At 43.3% G+C, this 16,293-nt stretch carries 12 protein-coding genes; 7 read left to right on the forward strand and 5 right to left on the reverse strand.

The window, feature by feature from the left end; all coding sequences use genetic code 11:
- Nucleotides 1–71: 71 nt before the first annotated feature.
- Both JMX96_RS07510 and JMX96_RS07515 read right to left on the reverse strand, forming a co-directional pair.
- A complete protein-coding gene (locus JMX96_RS07510) occupies nt 72–1,412 on the reverse strand; it encodes a homoserine dehydrogenase (RefSeq protein ID WP_201568354.1) in 1,341 nt (446 codons plus the stop codon).
- Nucleotides 1,413–1,798: 386 nt separating this feature from the next.
- On the reverse strand, nt 1,799–2,650 hold the full coding sequence (locus tag JMX96_RS07515) for a DsbC family protein (protein ID WP_201568356.1): 852 nt from the start codon (nt 2,648–2,650) through the stop codon (nt 1,799–1,801).
- Nucleotides 2,651–3,055: 405 nt separating this feature from the next.
- Between JMX96_RS07515 and JMX96_RS07520 the strand changes: the two genes are divergently transcribed.
- Nucleotides 3,056–3,997: a DUF808 domain-containing protein gene (locus JMX96_RS07520; RefSeq protein ID WP_201568358.1), complete on the forward strand. Its 942-nt coding sequence runs from the start codon at nt 3,056–3,058 to the stop codon at nt 3,995–3,997.
- A 116-nt stretch (nt 3,998–4,113) separates the two neighbouring features.
- Here the strand turns inward: JMX96_RS07520 and JMX96_RS07525 are convergent, their stop codons facing one another.
- Nucleotides 4,114–8,298 (reverse strand): Rne/Rng family ribonuclease, encoded by a 4,185-nt coding sequence (locus tag JMX96_RS07525; protein WP_201568360.1) that lies wholly within the window; start codon nt 8,296–8,298, stop codon nt 4,114–4,116.
- A 1,191-nt stretch (nt 8,299–9,489) separates the two neighbouring features.
- Here JMX96_RS07525 and JMX96_RS07530 point away from each other — a divergent pair.
- Both JMX96_RS07530 and JMX96_RS07535 read left to right on the forward strand, forming a co-directional pair.
- Nucleotides 9,490–10,500: an RluA family pseudouridine synthase gene (locus JMX96_RS07530; protein WP_101205527.1), complete on the forward strand. Its 1,011-nt coding sequence runs from the start codon at nt 9,490–9,492 to the stop codon at nt 10,498–10,500.
- A gap of 132 nt (nt 10,501–10,632) precedes the next feature.
- Nucleotides 10,633–11,340 carry an HAD family hydrolase gene (locus JMX96_RS07535; RefSeq protein ID WP_201568361.1) on the forward strand — a complete coding sequence of 236 codons (708 nt, stop codon included), beginning with the start codon at nt 10,633–10,635 and terminating at the stop codon, nt 11,338–11,340.
- Nucleotides 11,341–11,463: 123 nt separating this feature from the next.
- Here the strand turns inward: JMX96_RS07535 and yihA are convergent, their stop codons facing one another.
- Nucleotides 11,464–12,234, reverse strand: coding sequence for a ribosome biogenesis GTP-binding protein YihA/YsxC (gene yihA / locus JMX96_RS07540; RefSeq protein WP_179798163.1), 771 nt, complete (start codon nt 12,232–12,234; stop codon nt 11,464–11,466).
- Between the two features lie 403 nt (nt 12,235–12,637).
- On the opposite strand from yihA, the gene JMX96_RS07545 reads away from it, so the two are divergent.
- The 4 genes from JMX96_RS07545 (at nt 12,638) to JMX96_RS07560 (ending at nt 15,807) form a co-directional block, all read left to right on the forward strand.
- Complete coding sequence (locus tag JMX96_RS07545) at nt 12,638–12,973, forward strand: c-type cytochrome (RefSeq protein ID WP_201568362.1); 336 nt, start codon at nt 12,638–12,640, stop codon at nt 12,971–12,973.
- A gap of 318 nt (nt 12,974–13,291) precedes the next feature.
- A complete protein-coding gene (locus tag JMX96_RS07550) occupies nt 13,292–13,960 on the forward strand; it encodes a c-type cytochrome (protein ID WP_101205531.1) in 669 nt (222 codons plus the stop codon).
- A gap of 354 nt (nt 13,961–14,314) precedes the next feature.
- Nucleotides 14,315–15,448: a hypothetical protein gene (locus tag JMX96_RS07555; RefSeq protein ID WP_201568363.1), complete on the forward strand. Its 1,134-nt coding sequence runs from the start codon at nt 14,315–14,317 to the stop codon at nt 15,446–15,448.
- The gene (locus JMX96_RS07560) at nt 15,436–15,807 is read left to right on the forward strand and encodes an RnfH family protein (RefSeq protein ID WP_227676972.1); all 372 of its coding nucleotides are present in this window, start codon (nt 15,436–15,438) and stop codon (nt 15,805–15,807) included. Before JMX96_RS07555 ends, JMX96_RS07560 begins: the two co-directional genes overlap by 13 nt.
- Before the next feature lie 33 nt (nt 15,808–15,840).
- Here JMX96_RS07560 and JMX96_RS07565 read toward each other — a convergent pair whose 3' ends face one another.
- On the reverse strand, nt 15,841–16,260 hold the full coding sequence (locus tag JMX96_RS07565; protein WP_201568364.1) for an outer membrane protein assembly factor BamE: 420 nt from the start codon (nt 16,258–16,260) through the stop codon (nt 15,841–15,843).
- Nucleotides 16,261–16,293: the final 33 nt, after the last annotated feature.

Genomic DNA, 16,293 nt, shown 5'->3' on the forward strand with positions numbered 1-16,293 from the left:
ACCAAGAAATCAGATGCCGATTGGCTAGCTTTTGCTTATATTATAAGCATCTGTCTTCTTCAGTATGTGGTTTATGCTAGCTCATCTAATCGTATGCGTACTACTTTATCAGTAATGGTCTCTAACTTTTCAATTTTTTCGATAGCAAGATTCATCTGACTCTCGACCACAGGTAGCGTCAGAATAATAACCGGCACTTGACCTACTTTATGCGCAGGCTTTTGTAAGATTGCATCGATATTGATACCAGCATCACTTAGGATGCGCGTGATATCTGCCAGTACGCCTGGGCTATCATAAGCATGCACACGCAAATAATAGCCAGTTACCATCTGATCAGCGCGCAATATAGGTGTGTCTGATAGCTGCTCAGGGATAAATGCTAAATGCGGCACATGATGTCCAGTGTTGCTCTGATCGTCGCGGTCTTTGCTACCCAGTACACGAACCAAATCCATGACATCGGCCATCACTGCAGAAGCAGTTGCACCAGCACCAGCACCATCGCCGCAATAGAGCGTCTGACCAAGTGGATGTGAGTTGACCAGTACTGCGTTTTTCACACCATTGACGTTCGCCAGTAGCGCATCTTGTGGAATAAGTGTCGGGTGTACTCGTAGTTCAACCCCTGCATCACCATCATTTTTACTATCGCGGCGTACGGCAAACCCTAAATGCTTGATACGGTAGCCAAGTTCTTCGGCATAGTTCACGTCTTGCAGGGTAATACCAGTGATACCTTCACAGTAAACTTTATCAAACTGTAGCGGAATACCAAAAGCGATAGAGGCGAGTAGCGCCAATTTATGAGCAGCATCAATACCTTCAACATCAAAAGTAGGATCTGCTTCTGCGTAACCCAACTCTTGTGCTTCGCTTAATACGTCGGCAAAAGGACGGCCCTTATCACGCATTTCGGTCATGATAAAGTTGCCAGTACCATTGATGATACCTGCGAGCCAGTCGATTTTATTGGCAGCCAGTGCTTCACGCATTACCTTGATAATTGGAATACCGCCTGCTACCGCTGCTTCATAAGCAACATGCACATTGTTTTCTTCAGCGAAGGCAAAGATCTCATTACCGTGTTCAGCGAGTAGAGCCTTGTTTGCCGTGACTACATGTTTGCCGTTTTTAATGGCCTGCATAATGACGTCTTTGGCTAAGGTGGTACCACCAATCACTTCGATAACAATATCGACGTTATCGCTTGCGGCAATTGCCATCAGATCGCTGTTTTGCATGATATTGGTATCAATATCATCACGCTGACGACGCGTACCGACTTCGGTAATAATAATGTCGCGTCCGCTACGGCGTTTTAGCTCATTTAAATTGTCATTGATCAGATTGATCACGCCCGTTCCGACGGTGCCCAGACCAAGTATCGCTAGTTTGATGGAATTACTCACAGTATCCTCAAGAGGTTAAATATAATGAAGTCAGTATAAGCGGTGACAGTGTCAAATGAGTCTGCGACATCAAACATAACGTCTGTGCGCATTGTCTAGTGCTGCCTGCCCATCTACTTCATCATAGTTGAATAAAAAAAGCTCAAATAAAAAGGGTGTTGCTCATTTTGCATCGCGCTTTATCGTATCATACCGACAAGGCATTGTGACGTCTATACAGTCTCATAAAAGCCAATGTTATAAAGACAACGTTATCAAGGTTATATCAGCTGACGATTATAAAAAAGCAGTAGCTTCAATCTTGTTTGGCATATGTATATGTCATTTATGCTTGATTGCCAATATTAGTTACTAATATGAGTCACTAATACTGGTAACTCAGATGATTAGTTAGCGCCTACTGCTTGTGCCAATTCTGCTGCAGGCAAGTAGCCACCTACTTGTTGTCCTGTTTCGGTAAACACCGCAGGCGTACCGCGCACACCAAGTCTTGAACCTAGAGCCATATGCTCTTGTACAGGGTTAGTACAGCTAGGGGCTTGTACATTGGCACCGATTTTTGCTTGATCCATTGCAGCTTTACGATCCTGACTACACCAGATCGCTTCCATTTTCGGTACAGACTCTTGACTGCGTGGCCATGCCAGATAACGAACCTCGATACCGCGCGCATTGATATCATCCATTTCTGAATGTAGTTTGCGACAGTAGCCACAGTCTGCGTCGGTAAAGGCATAAATAACGGCTTTGGTTTCACCTTTCGCTGGATAAATCACCATGTCTTTTTTATCGACGGCTTTCAGCGCTTCTTGTGCTGTCGTAGCAACCAATGCAGCACTGATATCGACTGGAGCGGCATCACCCACAGCGATGATCTGACCTTGAATAATATGCTTGCCAGCTTTATCAGTAAAGAAAGAAGGTAGACCTTCAGCGGTCACCCAATAAATACCATCCATATCTGTCGGTACGGCTGAGACAATAGTTTCCTCGATACCAGAGCTTTTCAGGTTCGCCTGTAACGCCTTCACCACGGTTGTATCATTACCAGCTGAAGGCTTAGTAGTAGCTTTGGTCTGTGCAGCGTTTACAACACTGGTATTGCTGGTTGCATCAGCGGCATTGTTTGAGCAGCCAGCAGCGATACCAACTAACAGCGCACTCATCATAAAACGAGATAGAACGGTACGAGAAAGAGGGTTACGCAAGGTAGTATTTTTGATAGTGGGGAACGGCATACGGGTTTCCTATAGGCGTCGCGCCTAATCATGAGTTCGTTATAAAAAGCGCTATAAACTTTTCTATATAGTAATGTGTCTTGGCAGTGTTTTAAAGGTCTAACATTGAAGAAGTTCTTATAACTTATTGATAATAAAAGATAGGTAATAACAGCCTTCATATTACCATATTTACGCCAAATAATAGCAAAGGGAAGGCAGCCAAGAAGTATCAATAAAGCCAACTTTAAAGAATAGCTATCAACATAAATTCAAAAAACAAGATACATTTGTGCTATTTAACATAGTTGCTTGAACTTGTAGTCTAAGGCTAATCGCATTGTTTTTATAAAAATCTATATAAAATGCGTTGTATAAACTATTTGAGAACGACTTACTTTAACAAATTTGCTTTAAGGAGCACACATGGCAGGTGCCAGTTTATTAACCTTACTCGATGACATCAGCGTCTTAATGGATGACGTGAGCGTCATGACCAAAGTTGCCGCCAAAAAAACCGCGGGCTTAGTTGGTGATGATTTAGCACTCAATGCCGAGCAGGTCACAGGGGTTAAGCCAAATCGTGAGCTCCCCGTCATTTGGGCAGTTGCCAAAGGCTCTGCCCTGAACAAAGTGATTTTAGTACCAGCGGCGCTATTGATCAGTTATTTTATACCGTGGTTGATTACTCCACTATTGATGATCGGAGGGTTATACCTGAGTTATGAAGGGGCTGAGAAGGTCATTCACAAGTTTTGGCCGAAGTTGTTGCCTCATGATGAAGAGCAAAATGCTCGTTTAAAAGCCAACGCAGATGAGTCGGTAGATTTGGTCGCGTTTGAAAAGGACAAAATCAAAGGTGCCATACGTACAGACTTTATCTTATCAGCTGAGATTATTGTTATCTCTTTAGGCGCAATTACAGCAGCTGGTGGCGATATTGTCCAAAAAGGCATCGTACTTTCGATAGTGGCTGCTGTCGTGACCGTCGGTATTTACGGCTTAGTTGCAGGCATCGTAAAGATTGATGATGCGGGTCTGCATTTGATTGAAAACTCACAAGCAGGTGATAGTAAGCGCAAGTTTGGCGAGTTTATGCTTGCGGCTGCGCCAAAGCTTATGAAGTTTTTATCCATAGCAGGCACGATTGCGATGTTCTTGGTGGGCGGCGGTATTATCGTTCACGGTATCGGCTTTTTGCATCACAGTGTAGAAGATATTGCTCATCTTACTGGGGTATTTGAAGGGTTAACTGCGTCATTGTTAAATGGATTGGTCGGACTGATTGTTGGTGCTATTGTAGTAGCTATTGTTACTACTATTGGTAAAATCCGTGGTAAAGATGACACAGCGTCTTCTGCACACTAAGCTTATCTGCTTTTTATTGTCTCTCGTTTGAATTAGCAAGTAAGTTTGACTGTATTAAAATAAAAAGCCCCAAAGCTACGAATAGCTTTGGGGCTTTTACGTTTGAGCTTATATGACTAGCTGTCGCTGTCTACATCATCAGATGCGAGCTTTTCAGCCTGCGTCGGCTTCTTATGCTCCGTCTTAGGCTTACGACTGCGCGCCTTTGGTACTTTTGGCGTAGTTAGATTAAACATACCAGTCTGTGGTAGTAATTGCTCAGCCACATTTTCGATCATGTTTTTATAGCTGGCTATAGTCGTCTTAGACTTAGCTGCCTGACTGTCTTCTTTGCTAGCTTCTTTAGTAGATTCTTCTACTGCCGAGTCAGTCGTCTGCTCAGTCTCTGCAGCTATGTTTTCTGCAGCATCTTCTACCTCATTGACAGTTTGCTCTGTAGAGGTTTCGACTTCTGCATCCTTAGCTTCTGACTGAGCACGCTCGACTTCTAGCAATTGCTCACTATCAACACTGATATCATCAGTTTGAGCTTGATTGGCGAGGGCAGTTGCTTCAACGTCATGCGCATTGAATTCGCTATCGGCTTGCTCAGTGATAGCTGGTTTCGCGTCACTTACTTGTTCAGCAGGTACGCTCAATACAGCAGATTCCTGATAATCAGGGTGTTGTCCGCGTGGATCGTTGCTAGCACGCTTAGTGATAGCACGTGGCTCAACGTCTGTCTTACCTTGTGCTGCTGCGAATTGACTAACGGCTTGAGTCATCGATTCAAAGCGTGCAAGGTAGTCGGCAGCCAATGGTTGATAGCCATAGTTGCTAAAGTCAAAGCTCTGGCTAGCAGCATCAGAGCTATTAGCAGTACTCTGAGATTGCTCATTATACAAAGCAATAGTCGCGATAAAGCAATTGATAATGCCTTCTTCCGCTAAGCGCGTTTGCGCGTTTGGTAGCGTGGCACGAATAAACTCACCAACCGTACCACGTATTGCCGGCACATTAGTAGCAGCTGGCTTGTCCGCTTGAGCGGCTTGCTGAGCGAGTACTACACGTGGATCGTTACTCGCTTGACCAAATTTCTCAGCAGTCACGTAACGTGCGCCAAATAGTGCTTCATGGGTTAGCTCAAGTGCTGAGTTACTCACATTACTTGTGCTTGCACTATTACTATCAGCCTGAGTATTTTGAGCTTCATCACTCTTACTCACATTTTCAGCAGTCCTGGTTTCCTGCTGTTTTGGAGTCTGAGTTTCTTTAGCTTCTTCTACGTCAGTAGTTACCGACGTTGGAGCTTCCGCTTTACTTTCGGTGTTACTCGTAGAGGTCGATTGAGCTTCTACAACTACAGGTGCTTTTTTCTCTTCAGCAGCCTGCTCATGCTTAGGTACATCGTTTTGTACCTTAGCTTGTACGGTAGATTCACGCTTATCATCATTTACCTGATTAGCATTCACTTCCACCGTACTTTTTTCGTTATCATTTTTCTTGTCAGCATTCGGAGCACTGGTGTTTTGCTTGCCAGTGTTCTGCTCACTGCTACTATGCTTATCAGTAGGTTTTTGAGCAGCTGTTTCGTTTGAACGCTCATCTTTTGCTACGTTATTTGTCGCGCTTTGCTTCTCACTAGGCTGAGTTTTGGCCTGTGTGGATTTGCTATCATCTAAAGATAGGTGCACCACTTCAGGTGCTTTTAGCTCAGTTGGCGCTTCATTGACCTGTAGCACGACCTCGTTAGGGTCTTGATTGCGACGTGCACTATGTTGATTTTTGCTATTGGCAGCATCGTTGTTTCTAGCGTTCTGCTGTTTGCTCTGTTTAACGCTGTCAGCCGTTAGTGTCTCACCGCGCTCTAGCTTACCGCGTGAGCCGCGTTGGCTATGCGATTTACGCTTAGTACGAGTTTGCTCATCTGCTTTAGAGCTGTTTTCGTTATCAGCATCACTGCGCTCGCTTGCGTTACGATTGCTGTTCTGTTGATTGCTATCTTGGCGGTTATTACGATTGCGATCGTTCGTACGTTTGTTATCGTTCTGACGCTTGTCTTGCTGTCTTTGGTCTTGAGTATCAGACGATTTGTCATCAGCATTATTTGAGCCAGTACTTTCTGAACTACTGTTTACGTTGCCAGTAGCCTCGTCAGTTGTCTCTTTTCTTTGACGCGGCTTAGAAGATCTAGACTTACGCGGCTTACGTCTTCTTCTGTCTTCATTGCTGCTGTCGTCAGTATCGCTGTCATTACGACGCGCCTGTTGCCGATTAGCGTTGTTGTCTGACTGTTGGCTGTCATTTTTCTGACTGTTATTTTGTTGAGTTGGCTGCTCACTAGTTGTAGCGGCACTATTCAATGCATTGCTATCGACTTGACCAAACGAGCCTAAGCTTTGCGCGCCCGTGTTTACTAGTGCTTCGATTGCTTCAGCAGCATCTCGGCTACTGACACTAGGCGTCGTAGTGGCTTGCGGTGCCTGAGCAAATAGGTTTGATAACCACGCGACGGCTTTTGGTTGAGCAGTAGCTTCGACACTCTGTGTCTGCGGTGCCATTGGAGCGGCAACACTAGCAGTTTTATTAGCTTGCGGTGCATGTGCAGGCGACACGTCGTTGGTATTTTTATGATTGCGACGATCATTGCTATGACTTACCGTATCGTTCTGAGCTTGCGTGGCTGCATTCTGCTGCGTGTTTGAGCGGCTCTGCTTATCATCTGCAGTTTTACGAGGTTGGCGAGTAGGTTGCTGTTCAGGACGCTCTTTTTCAGCAGTCTGCCAGTCAACGTTGTAGCCAAGGTCACTATGCTCTTGTTGCTGAGTATCAGTAATACGCTCATAGCTCGATGGTGCAAAGCCATCACGATTGAAGTGAAGCTTGAAGTTTGGTGATTCTAAATGCGCGTGTGGCAAAATAGTGATACGCGTGCCACTGTCTTGCTCAAGATAAACCAAGCTATCGCGCTTTTCATTTAACAAGAATGCTGCGATGTCTGTCGGAACTTCTGCTTGTACTTCACCTTGGCGTTCTTTAAGAGCGATTTGCTCAATTTGACGCATGATAGATAGCGACAATGAACGCAAGTCACGAATCATACCATTGCCATGACAACGTGGGCAGATATAGCCTGTTGACTCTTCTAACGAAGGACGTAGACGCTGACGGCTCATTTCCATTAGACCAAATTTAGAGATATCCCCAAATTGAACACGTGCACGGTCATATTTGGTCGCGTCGATTAGACGTTTTTCTACTTCTTTTTGGTGCTTGTTGTCATTCATGTCAATGAAATCAATGACAATTAAACCACCCATATCACGCAAACGAAGCTGACGAGCAATCTCGTCAGCTGCTTCTAAGTTGGTATGGTAAGCGGTCTCAGCAACGTCTGAACCTTTGGTTGACTTAGCTGAGTTAATATCGATAGAGACCAGTGCTTCTGTTTGGTCAATAACGATTGAACCACCTGATGGCAGACGAACTTCACGCTGATAAGCGGTTTCGATTTGCTTTTCGATATTAAAGCGCGAAAACATCGGCTCATAATCGGTATATTTGCGTAGCTTTTCGGCTTGTTTTGGCATTACCGCATCGATAAACCCAGCCGCTTCAATATAAGCATTTTCGTTATCAATCCAAATCTCAGCGATATCATCACGCAGATAATCGCGAACAGCACGTGTGACGACGCCCGCTTCTTGGTGAACCAAGCGCGGTGAAGGGTATTTTTGGTTTTGTTCTTGAATGGCTTGCCAAATGTTGAGCAAGTGGTTTAGATCGTGCTGCAAGTCTTCTTGCGTTTTACCAATGCCAGCAGTACGGATGATGACACTCATGCCTTTTGGTAAATCAAGGTTGCTCAGCATACGCTTCATATCTTCGCGCAGTTTGCCCGAGATTTGACGTGAGATACCACCGCCGCGAGGGTTGTTTGGCATCAATACCAGATAGCGACCGGCTAATGACACATACGTCGATAGGGCAGCGCCTTTGTTGCCGCGCTCTTCTTTTTCGACTTGGACGATTAGCTCATCGCCTTCTTTGATCAGTTTTTTGATGTTTTCGTCACGTGGATTGCCGCTTAGGTATTCAGCAGAGATTTCTCGAATCGGCAAAAAGCCTTGGCGCTGAGATCCATATTCGACAAATACCGCTTCAAGCGATGGCTCGACACGGGTCACATGACCTTTATAAATGTTAGATTTTTTTTGCTCGCGAGTACGGTTTTCTAGGTCGAAATCGTACAGGTGGTTGCCTTTACATAAGGCGACACGAATCTCTTCGTTTTGAGTGGCGTTGATCAAAATGCGTTTCATATTTGTATCCTATGAGTACGCATGACAACGATAAGACAGTCTTTAGGACATAGTGGCAAGTGTGGCTAATATTGTGATTAGCGTGTGTAGATGTTCATTAACGGTAGAACGTAAATCGTGGGTTTCATAAAGCACATGGGCTTTTTCAATGGCTTTTTTTTACCTGAAGTAATGAGCGGCGCTCACGTCAATATCAGTAATATAGGGTGTAAGGCTATGGTACTTATATTTTATCATCAGTAAACTTGGTACATATATGATTGGGTCAGCGCGTCAAAGCGTTCTTATTCTCAGTACGTTCTATTGGTAGTGATTTCAGCGCACGTTGTAAGCGTGGGCGAGGGTCAGTTACAGTTCTAAAAAATACTGATATTAAAAAGGCGTAGTGCTGTTGCCATTCATCCATCAAAGTCTAACAATAATATCGCGGTCATGATTACTACTATATAGTGGTGTCATTCAGCGGTTGTTTATTCAGGCGAAGCAATTGGTTACTCTTTGTTTATCGTTCTTTGTATAACGTCAATAATATCTTGGGTGTCTCAAGGTTAGGTGTCGCAGCTTTTGTTATCAGCGGGGCGTACTTGGCAAACAGAGTAATGGACCAGCTTGTCAGCGTGGTATCGTATTTACATTGTTATCGTCATCTGTTTGACCACCAATACTTAGGCAGCTATCGATATACTTTTCGATCCTAACGCTAAACTACCCATACTTGCTCAACTATGCTGGCATAAAGAACCATCAGATAAATAGTCATTAAATAATGATTGATTATCGAGTACGGTCGTTGTCATGCAATTAGTGAGTCAGTGTTGTGTTGTAATCGGTTAATAAGCTGATTTATTATCAGCGTTATTAACGCGATGGTATTTAGTGTCACTATTTATTTTATGGTACCGAATAACATTCAGTACAGTATTTTTAATTTGTAGGGCTATATTTGGTAAGTAATACCTCTAAATAAATAACGCGCCCTAAAATCAGATGAAACGTGTCAGGTAAGCAGGATAATAAATAGTGTCAACCTCTTTACTGGCAAGTAGTAGAAAACTAACAAGCGATAAAATGGTGGTCAACTATTTGTAACAACAATGATTATTGCTGTCGCCTCTGCTTAATTGTCGCTCAACATGCTAAACTATAGCAAATCTTTGTGTAAATACCTAACTAAAAATGACAAACTCAAAAATGACTGACGACGCTACTACCCATGAAGCCCCTGCTATTTTTAATAGCAAAACACGCCCACAAAGCGCTGACGATGAGATTAGCAACTTCGGTAAGGTGAACTACCTCGAAGTAACGCGCCATCAACACGATCAGCGTTTGGATAACTTTTTGTTAAACCGTTTAAAAGGTTTGCCAAAATCACATATCTATAAAATGATTCGCTCAGATGAGATACGCGTCAATAATAAGCGCTGTAAAGCACACGATAGAGTGCAGCGTGAAGATGTGGTACGTATCGCCCCTGTAGAGCTAGCAACGCGCGAGAAACCAATTATTAGTACCGAATTTGCCAAAAGCTTGCTGGCGCGCGTGGTCTATGAAGATGACGGTTTGCTAGTGCTGAATAAGCCTTCTGGTATCGCTGTGCATGGCGGTAGCGGCTTGGACTTTGGGGTTATCGAAGCCATGCGTGAAGTGACGGGTAAAAAATACCTAGAGCTAATCCATCGCATTGATAAAGACACATCAGGGCTACTGATGATTTCCAAAAAACGCTCAACGCTCAAAGTATTGCAGCAGCATTTGGTAGACAAGACCATTCAGAAGCACTATCTGTGTCTTGCCAAAGGTCAACCGGCGCTTAATGAGCAGCGTATCAATGCGCCATTGCTACGTTACACGCTTGCCAGTGGTGAGCGCCGAGTGAAAGTAGATAGCCAAGACCCACAAGCGAAAGAAAGCCAGACTGATATTATTATCCATGATCGCTTTACGATTAATAGTCAGCCAGTCAGCTTAATTGAAGCCAAGCCATTGACGGGTCGCACTCATCAAATCCGTGTGCATTTAGCACATATCGGCCATGCCATTTTAGGTGATGACAAATATAACGTTCATGACAAATCAGGCGTCCATCGTCTGTGTCTACATGCATGGCGCTTAGACATCCCAGGCTACAAGACTATTACTGCGCCATTGCCAGACGATATGGCAGATTGGTTACCAGAAACAACGAAATTGCCTGAATAGTTTTTCAAAATAAACTCTTAAGCCAAACTCTTTTGTATTTTCCTAAACGTCACGATATCTTATTTTTACGAATAAGCCACCGTGACGTTTTAGTATCTGCTATTTATTACTGTTATTCATTAAGGTAACTCCATGACCAAACCAGCTATAACTTCAGAACGCATTATAAATGCTCAATCATCAGCAGAACACAATCTGTCTGACAAGACGTTGATTATTTTTGATTGGGACGGCACGCTAATGGATTCAATCGGCCTGATTGTTGATTCTATGCATGTGGCTGGTGAAGCACATGGGTTTAAGACGACTGATAAAGCTGTAAAAGACATCATTGGTCTGAGCTTAATGAATGGCATTAAGATTTTATATCCGCAGGCAAACGATACGCAGTTGCTTGAGATTCAGCAAACCTATGCAGAGTACTATATTGCCAATAGTCATAGTACGCCGCTATTTGAACCGATAGAGCATATGTTGCAAACTTTGCAGCAGCAGGGAAAAACGCTCGCCGTAGCAACTGGTAAAAAAAGAAAAGGGCTAGATCGTGTATTAGATGCTTCAGATAGCCATGATTATTTTGCGATTACGCGGTGTGCTGATGAGTCAGGCTCAAAACCTGATCCGCAGATGTTAACCGATATTTTGGAATACACGCAGCAGCAGGTTTCTGATGCTGTGTTTATCGGCGACAGTATCTATGACATTCAAATGGCAACAGCATTGGGCATGACCAGTATAGCGGTGAACTATGGTACGGCAACGAGTGCAGAGCTTGCGGGGCAAAATCCAACCTACCAAGTTGATACTCCACAAGCGCTAGTGGGTTTGCTATGCGGGTAGAGCTACTTTTATAATTCTCGTTATTTTTATAGCATGCCGATGATAATAATGAGTGAATAAACAGACAATAAAAAAGGGTTTATCGTAATAGCGATAAACCCTTTTTATTAAAGACAACGATATTTATTTGTTTTCTTTATCAACGCTTTCTTTTTCACCGCTTTCCTTTTCAATAGCGTCTTCTAACTCATCGCCTTCTAGCAACGCAAAAGATGACTCGATAATTTTATCTGCATCAAGCTGATACTCATACCAGTTGCCCATTATCCCAGCCAACTCGTCAAGACCTTCTTTTCTGAGAGCCGAAAACAACTGAATGGTACAGTTTAAGCCCAATTTTTTCAGCCTTTTACGAGTCTCAAGGAGAGCGTTTTTAGAAGCACCGTACTTCAGTTTATCTGCTTTAGTTAGCAGAATGTGTACTGGTAGTTCACCATCGTTTGCCCAGTGCAGCATTTGCTCATCAAAAAACTTAAGCGGATGACGAATATCTGTCATCAATACCAGACCTGCAAGGCTTGAGCGTGATACCAAGTATTCTTCTAGCTCAACCTGCCATTCTTTTTTCATCTCTAGCGGAACAGCTGCATAGCCGTAACCAGGCAAATCGACCAAACGTCTGTCAGTATCACCGATACTAAAAAAGTTAATCATCTGCGTGCGTCCAGGCGTTTTAGACGAGCGAGCCAATTGACGCTGATTGGTTAAGGCGTTGATGGCTGATGATTTGCCAGCGTTTGAGCGACCTGCAAAAGCGACCTCCAATCCCATATCAGGTGGACAGAGACGAAAGGTAGGTGCTGACATCATAAACTCAGTTTGCTGAATTTTTTGACGAGATTTGGTATTGAACAAAGCATGTTCAGCGGCGACATCGTTAAACGGGGTACTCATAAATGGCTCATTAATCTTAAAAATTGGATGCGATTATAAAATTTTAGTCAGCTGATGATTCAAGTCATCGGTGCGGTCAAGTAATTGGTAAAGCAATAGGTAAAGCAAGTTAAAAGGCTATTATTCATCAATACAGTTATGTGCAAATCATAAAGGTAGCTATTCAATATTACTGGCTATTCTATACTATTCCGCGTCTTACTTATTGAAATAACTGCGATTAGCATCATATAAATAGTAGGATAACATTAAAGTTGGCCAGTCATTACGACAAGTTCTCAGCTTTAACAAAGCCATATCCAAATTCTCTATGTTTATATGACATATATTGTTACAATGTTTAACGAAGGATGTTTAATAGAACGATTGATGAGACACGTGAAATATCACGAGGAGGTGCTCTATGTTTTCAATCAGTAAACTTCTTAGCAAGAGTTATCGCGCTATAACGGCTAGCAGTGCTGCACTATTATTAAGTGGCATTATGATTAGCAGCGCAAGTGCGGCAGATATCGCTACTACCTATAATAACTCATGTGCAGCCTGTCACGATAGTGGGGCGTTGAATGCCATCAAAAAAGGTGATAGTGCCAAATGGCAACAGCTGATTAAACAAAAAAGTATGCCGACGCTTATCAAGTCTGTCAAAGGTGGGATGCCGCAAATGCCAGCAGGTGGTCTTTGCGACAAATGTAGTGATGACGATTATCGTAAACTTATCGAATATATGAGCAAATAATCGACTTATAAATATAAGCTAAGCATATAAAATAAAGCGCTGGGCTAATAACCTATCTGCGCTTTTTGTTTTTGCGTCATATTGTATATTGTGTTGCCAGAAAACTGATGGATACTATGATTAAGTAGGCAAATGATACAAAGTCTTGCTATAATAATCGAAAATAAACCCTGATGTTAGTAAGTACTTTCAGACTGCTTGTGTCCAAGACCTCAAAATATACGCCATTCTCATGATTAAAGAGACGGCTATATCAGGTATCTTACCAGTGCAATCACTCTAAATAATGCTTACGCCGAGCTAGTAGGATTTGTATCAATGAAAAAGTTAATCGCTGCTGCCAGCTTATGCGTTGCAAGTTTCAGCGTACAAGCTGCTATTATTGTTCCTGAATATGACGTCAATGCAGGTCAAAAAGTTGCAGAAACCGTTTGTGCCGCTTGTCATGGTCTTAATGGGGTCAGCATTGTTCCTGCACAGCCAAACCTTGGCGGCCAAAACGTAAAGTACCTATATAAACAGCTAGTCAACTTTAAAGCAGGTTATCGCAAAAACGGTATTATGCAGTCACAAGTTGCTAACCTGTCTCAACAAGACCTAGCAAACGTAGCAGGTTACTATGCCAGTCAAGCGCCTTGGGGCGTCGGCTACGGCAATCCTGCAACCAACCAAGAAGCGACTAAGCTATTCTTGGGCGGCGATAAGTCGCGCGGTGTCATTGGCTGTGCTGGCTGTCATGGTCCAGATGCTGCAGGTAATACTTGGGCTGCATTTCCAAAGCTAGGCGGACAGCACGCTCAGTATATTGCTACTCAGCTAAAACTATTCCGTGCCGCTGGACGTGTTGATGATATCGATAGCGATGATCAAAAACGAGTCAATGATGCAGCCAAAGAAGGCGAGATGGGTATGATGCAAACGGTTGCATCGAAACTATCAGATCGTGACATTCGTATCTTGTCAGACTATGTAAGTGCTATTCACTAATTGAGTCGCACTGATGCGATATCTGATACATGCTTTGCTTTGCATAGAAGGCCATTGAGTAAAGCCACTGAGTATTGAATCGCATATTGATTATATCTGAATGACTAAACCCCGATTTCGGGGTTTTTTTATAACTGTTTGTCCCTTATATTAAGACAGTATTTAGATGAATTCATTTACAGAAGCCAGTCGTTGCTCTGTATAATTATAAATTATCGTTATTCACTTTATACCGATTTTCAAAATACGATTAGCCTTGTTAAACATGTTCAGTCTATTATGCGTGGTACTTGCACTTGTTTTGTTTGCTAATACAGTTTTTGTGAATGGTATTAGATCGTTTGGATTGAAATTATGATGATCCGTTATGCTTCTTATTTTATCGCGGCGCTACTACCGTTATTGCTATTTCGTTGGTTTGCACCTGCGTCAATTGGTGAGATTGATTTTTGGCTACTATGGCTATTAGCCATGGTATTGGTTGCGCTGCCAGTTGTTTACGCTGAGATAGCGTTGGCCTATCGCAGTGTCGAAGGCCCTCTGGCGGGTATGCAAAAGCTCACTCGTGAAGCAGATGTCAGTCCGATATGGCGCAGCTTTGGTTGGTTAGCGGCGCTGGTCTCTATTGTGATTGCAGCGTTGGTCATATCTGGTGCAAGTACAGGTATATTGTCTGCATTAACTGCGCTAAATAGCGTACCCGATGTACCTAGCTTCGCAGTTGCTGCAGGCCTGATGGTCATTGCGTTACTCTTAAGCTTGCTGGGTATTACGCCTTTACCTATTGGCTTAGGGTTGATGGTAATAGGGTTGCTACTAGGGTTCGCAAACGGTGTACCAAATGCTGGTTTTGCCATGACTGATGTCAATTTGACGGAATGGGCACGCGCAGTCGCGTTAGCGTTAGTGAGTGTCGGTGCGGGTACAGGACTATACTGGTTCGGTCAGAACTTGGTGAGTAAGCAGACAGTCACAGCAGTAGAAGCAAACAATCAGCAAACAAAAAACAGAGCAGCTACTCGTGAGTACCGTGCAACCAAGTTAGTGTTACCGATTTGGATATTGCAACTGCTGATAGGAGTAGTGGCTTTATTTACTAGTGGTATGTCGCTACCACCAATTGGACAACTGTTATATTGGGGCGGGGTGTTATTTGTATCCAGTTATTTGCTACATTACAGCACGCAACAGTTAACGCACAAATTTGGATTATTGGTTAGTTTGATAATCACTTTTGCTGTAGCGTTACTATTAGTGGTTGCGATTCCGACAGCATGGTTAGTTGGCATCTTAGTCATTATTAGTAGCATTGCTGTACTATTATTATCAGTATTTGTTGGTTGGCAGATGAAGATTAGCCATCTACGTAAGTCGTTAAATTTCAGCAATGAAGCAGTTTATAACTTGTGGCGAGTGGCGATACGTTTAGTCGTACCATTAGCATTACTGCTAGCATTGATAGGTTGGGTGATGCAGTGGTTGAGCTAACAGTCGAAGGTCGTGACAACAGCGTGCCACAGTCTACTCAAGCTAACTTAATGACCGTATATCTGGCGTATGCTGAAGATGAGCAGCGCCAGCATTATTTGGCGTTACAGGTTTGCCGTGGCACCAATTTGTATGAAGCGTTGGCGCAAGCAGGGTGGCTTGAGAAATTTGCAGAACTGGCGAAGTGGTGTGAGCAAGTAATAGATATCACCACGCCAACTGCGAAACGTTGGCATGTAGGGATTTATGCACAGAAACAGCCATTAAGTTATTTGCTACAGCCTTTTGACCGTATCGAGGTATATCGCAGTTTAAGCGCTGATCCTATGTCTCAGCGCAAAAATAAATCTCGTAGCTAACCGTTAATCATCTAAGCTAATAGGCTTCGCTGACTATGATGCTGGCAGACTCTCAATACCTTCGATGCGCGTGACCAAACCATTATTATCAAAGTAAACAACTAAATGCTGGCTAGCGTTTTTGACATCTGCAATGCCTTTACGGCTACCTTCGGTGCCTGCTTTGTAGTCATAGATATAATCCCAGCGTTTAGGCTCAAGCGTATCTCGAATCGCAGGGCTACCAAGAGTATAAAGAACTTGGTTTTGGTTCATACCCACTTTTAGCTTTTGAGCTTGGGTTTGCGTAATCTCTGTGCCTTGTGGCAAATCAATCTTATAAACACTCAATAATGAGCAGCCAGACATAGCAACAGTAGCGCTAAGCATACTGGTGATAACGATCTTACGTAATGCGCTTGTGTGGCTTAACGGACGGAAATTTAATGTCTTTATCATGGTAAGATGACTCATAAGAAATGAATTAGGTGTGGCCAGCGTTAGGTC

This window comes from Psychrobacter sp. JCM 18900, from assembly GCF_904846625.1.
Lineage (GTDB): Bacteria > Pseudomonadota > Gammaproteobacteria > Pseudomonadales > Moraxellaceae > Psychrobacter.

Excerpts from the sequence above, each read along its gene's own strand:
- JMX96_RS07515 (WP_201568356.1), bottom strand. The coding sequence starts at position 2,650 with ATGCCGTTCCCCACTATCAAAAATACTACCTTGCGTAACCCTCTTTCT.
- JMX96_RS07520 (WP_201568358.1), top strand. The coding sequence starts at position 3,056 with ATGGCAGGTGCCAGTTTATTAACCTTACTCGATGACATCAGCGTCTTA.
- JMX96_RS07525 (WP_201568360.1), bottom strand. The coding sequence starts at position 8,298 with ATGAAACGCATTTTGATCAACGCCACTCAAAACGAAGAGATTCGTGTC.
- JMX96_RS07530 (WP_101205527.1), top strand. The coding sequence starts at position 9,490 with ATGACTGACGACGCTACTACCCATGAAGCCCCTGCTATTTTTAATAGC.
- JMX96_RS07535 (WP_201568361.1), top strand. The coding sequence starts at position 10,633 with ATGACCAAACCAGCTATAACTTCAGAACGCATTATAAATGCTCAATCA.
- yihA (WP_179798163.1), bottom strand. The coding sequence starts at position 12,234 with ATGAGTACCCCGTTTAACGATGTCGCCGCTGAACATGCTTTGTTCAAT.
- JMX96_RS07545 (WP_201568362.1), top strand. The coding sequence starts at position 12,638 with ATGTTTTCAATCAGTAAACTTCTTAGCAAGAGTTATCGCGCTATAACG.
- JMX96_RS07550 (WP_101205531.1), top strand. The coding sequence starts at position 13,292 with ATGAAAAAGTTAATCGCTGCTGCCAGCTTATGCGTTGCAAGTTTCAGC.
- JMX96_RS07555 (WP_201568363.1), top strand. The coding sequence starts at position 14,315 with ATGATGATCCGTTATGCTTCTTATTTTATCGCGGCGCTACTACCGTTA.
- JMX96_RS07565 (WP_201568364.1), bottom strand. The coding sequence starts at position 16,260 with ATGAGTCATCTTACCATGATAAAGACATTAAATTTCCGTCCGTTAAGC.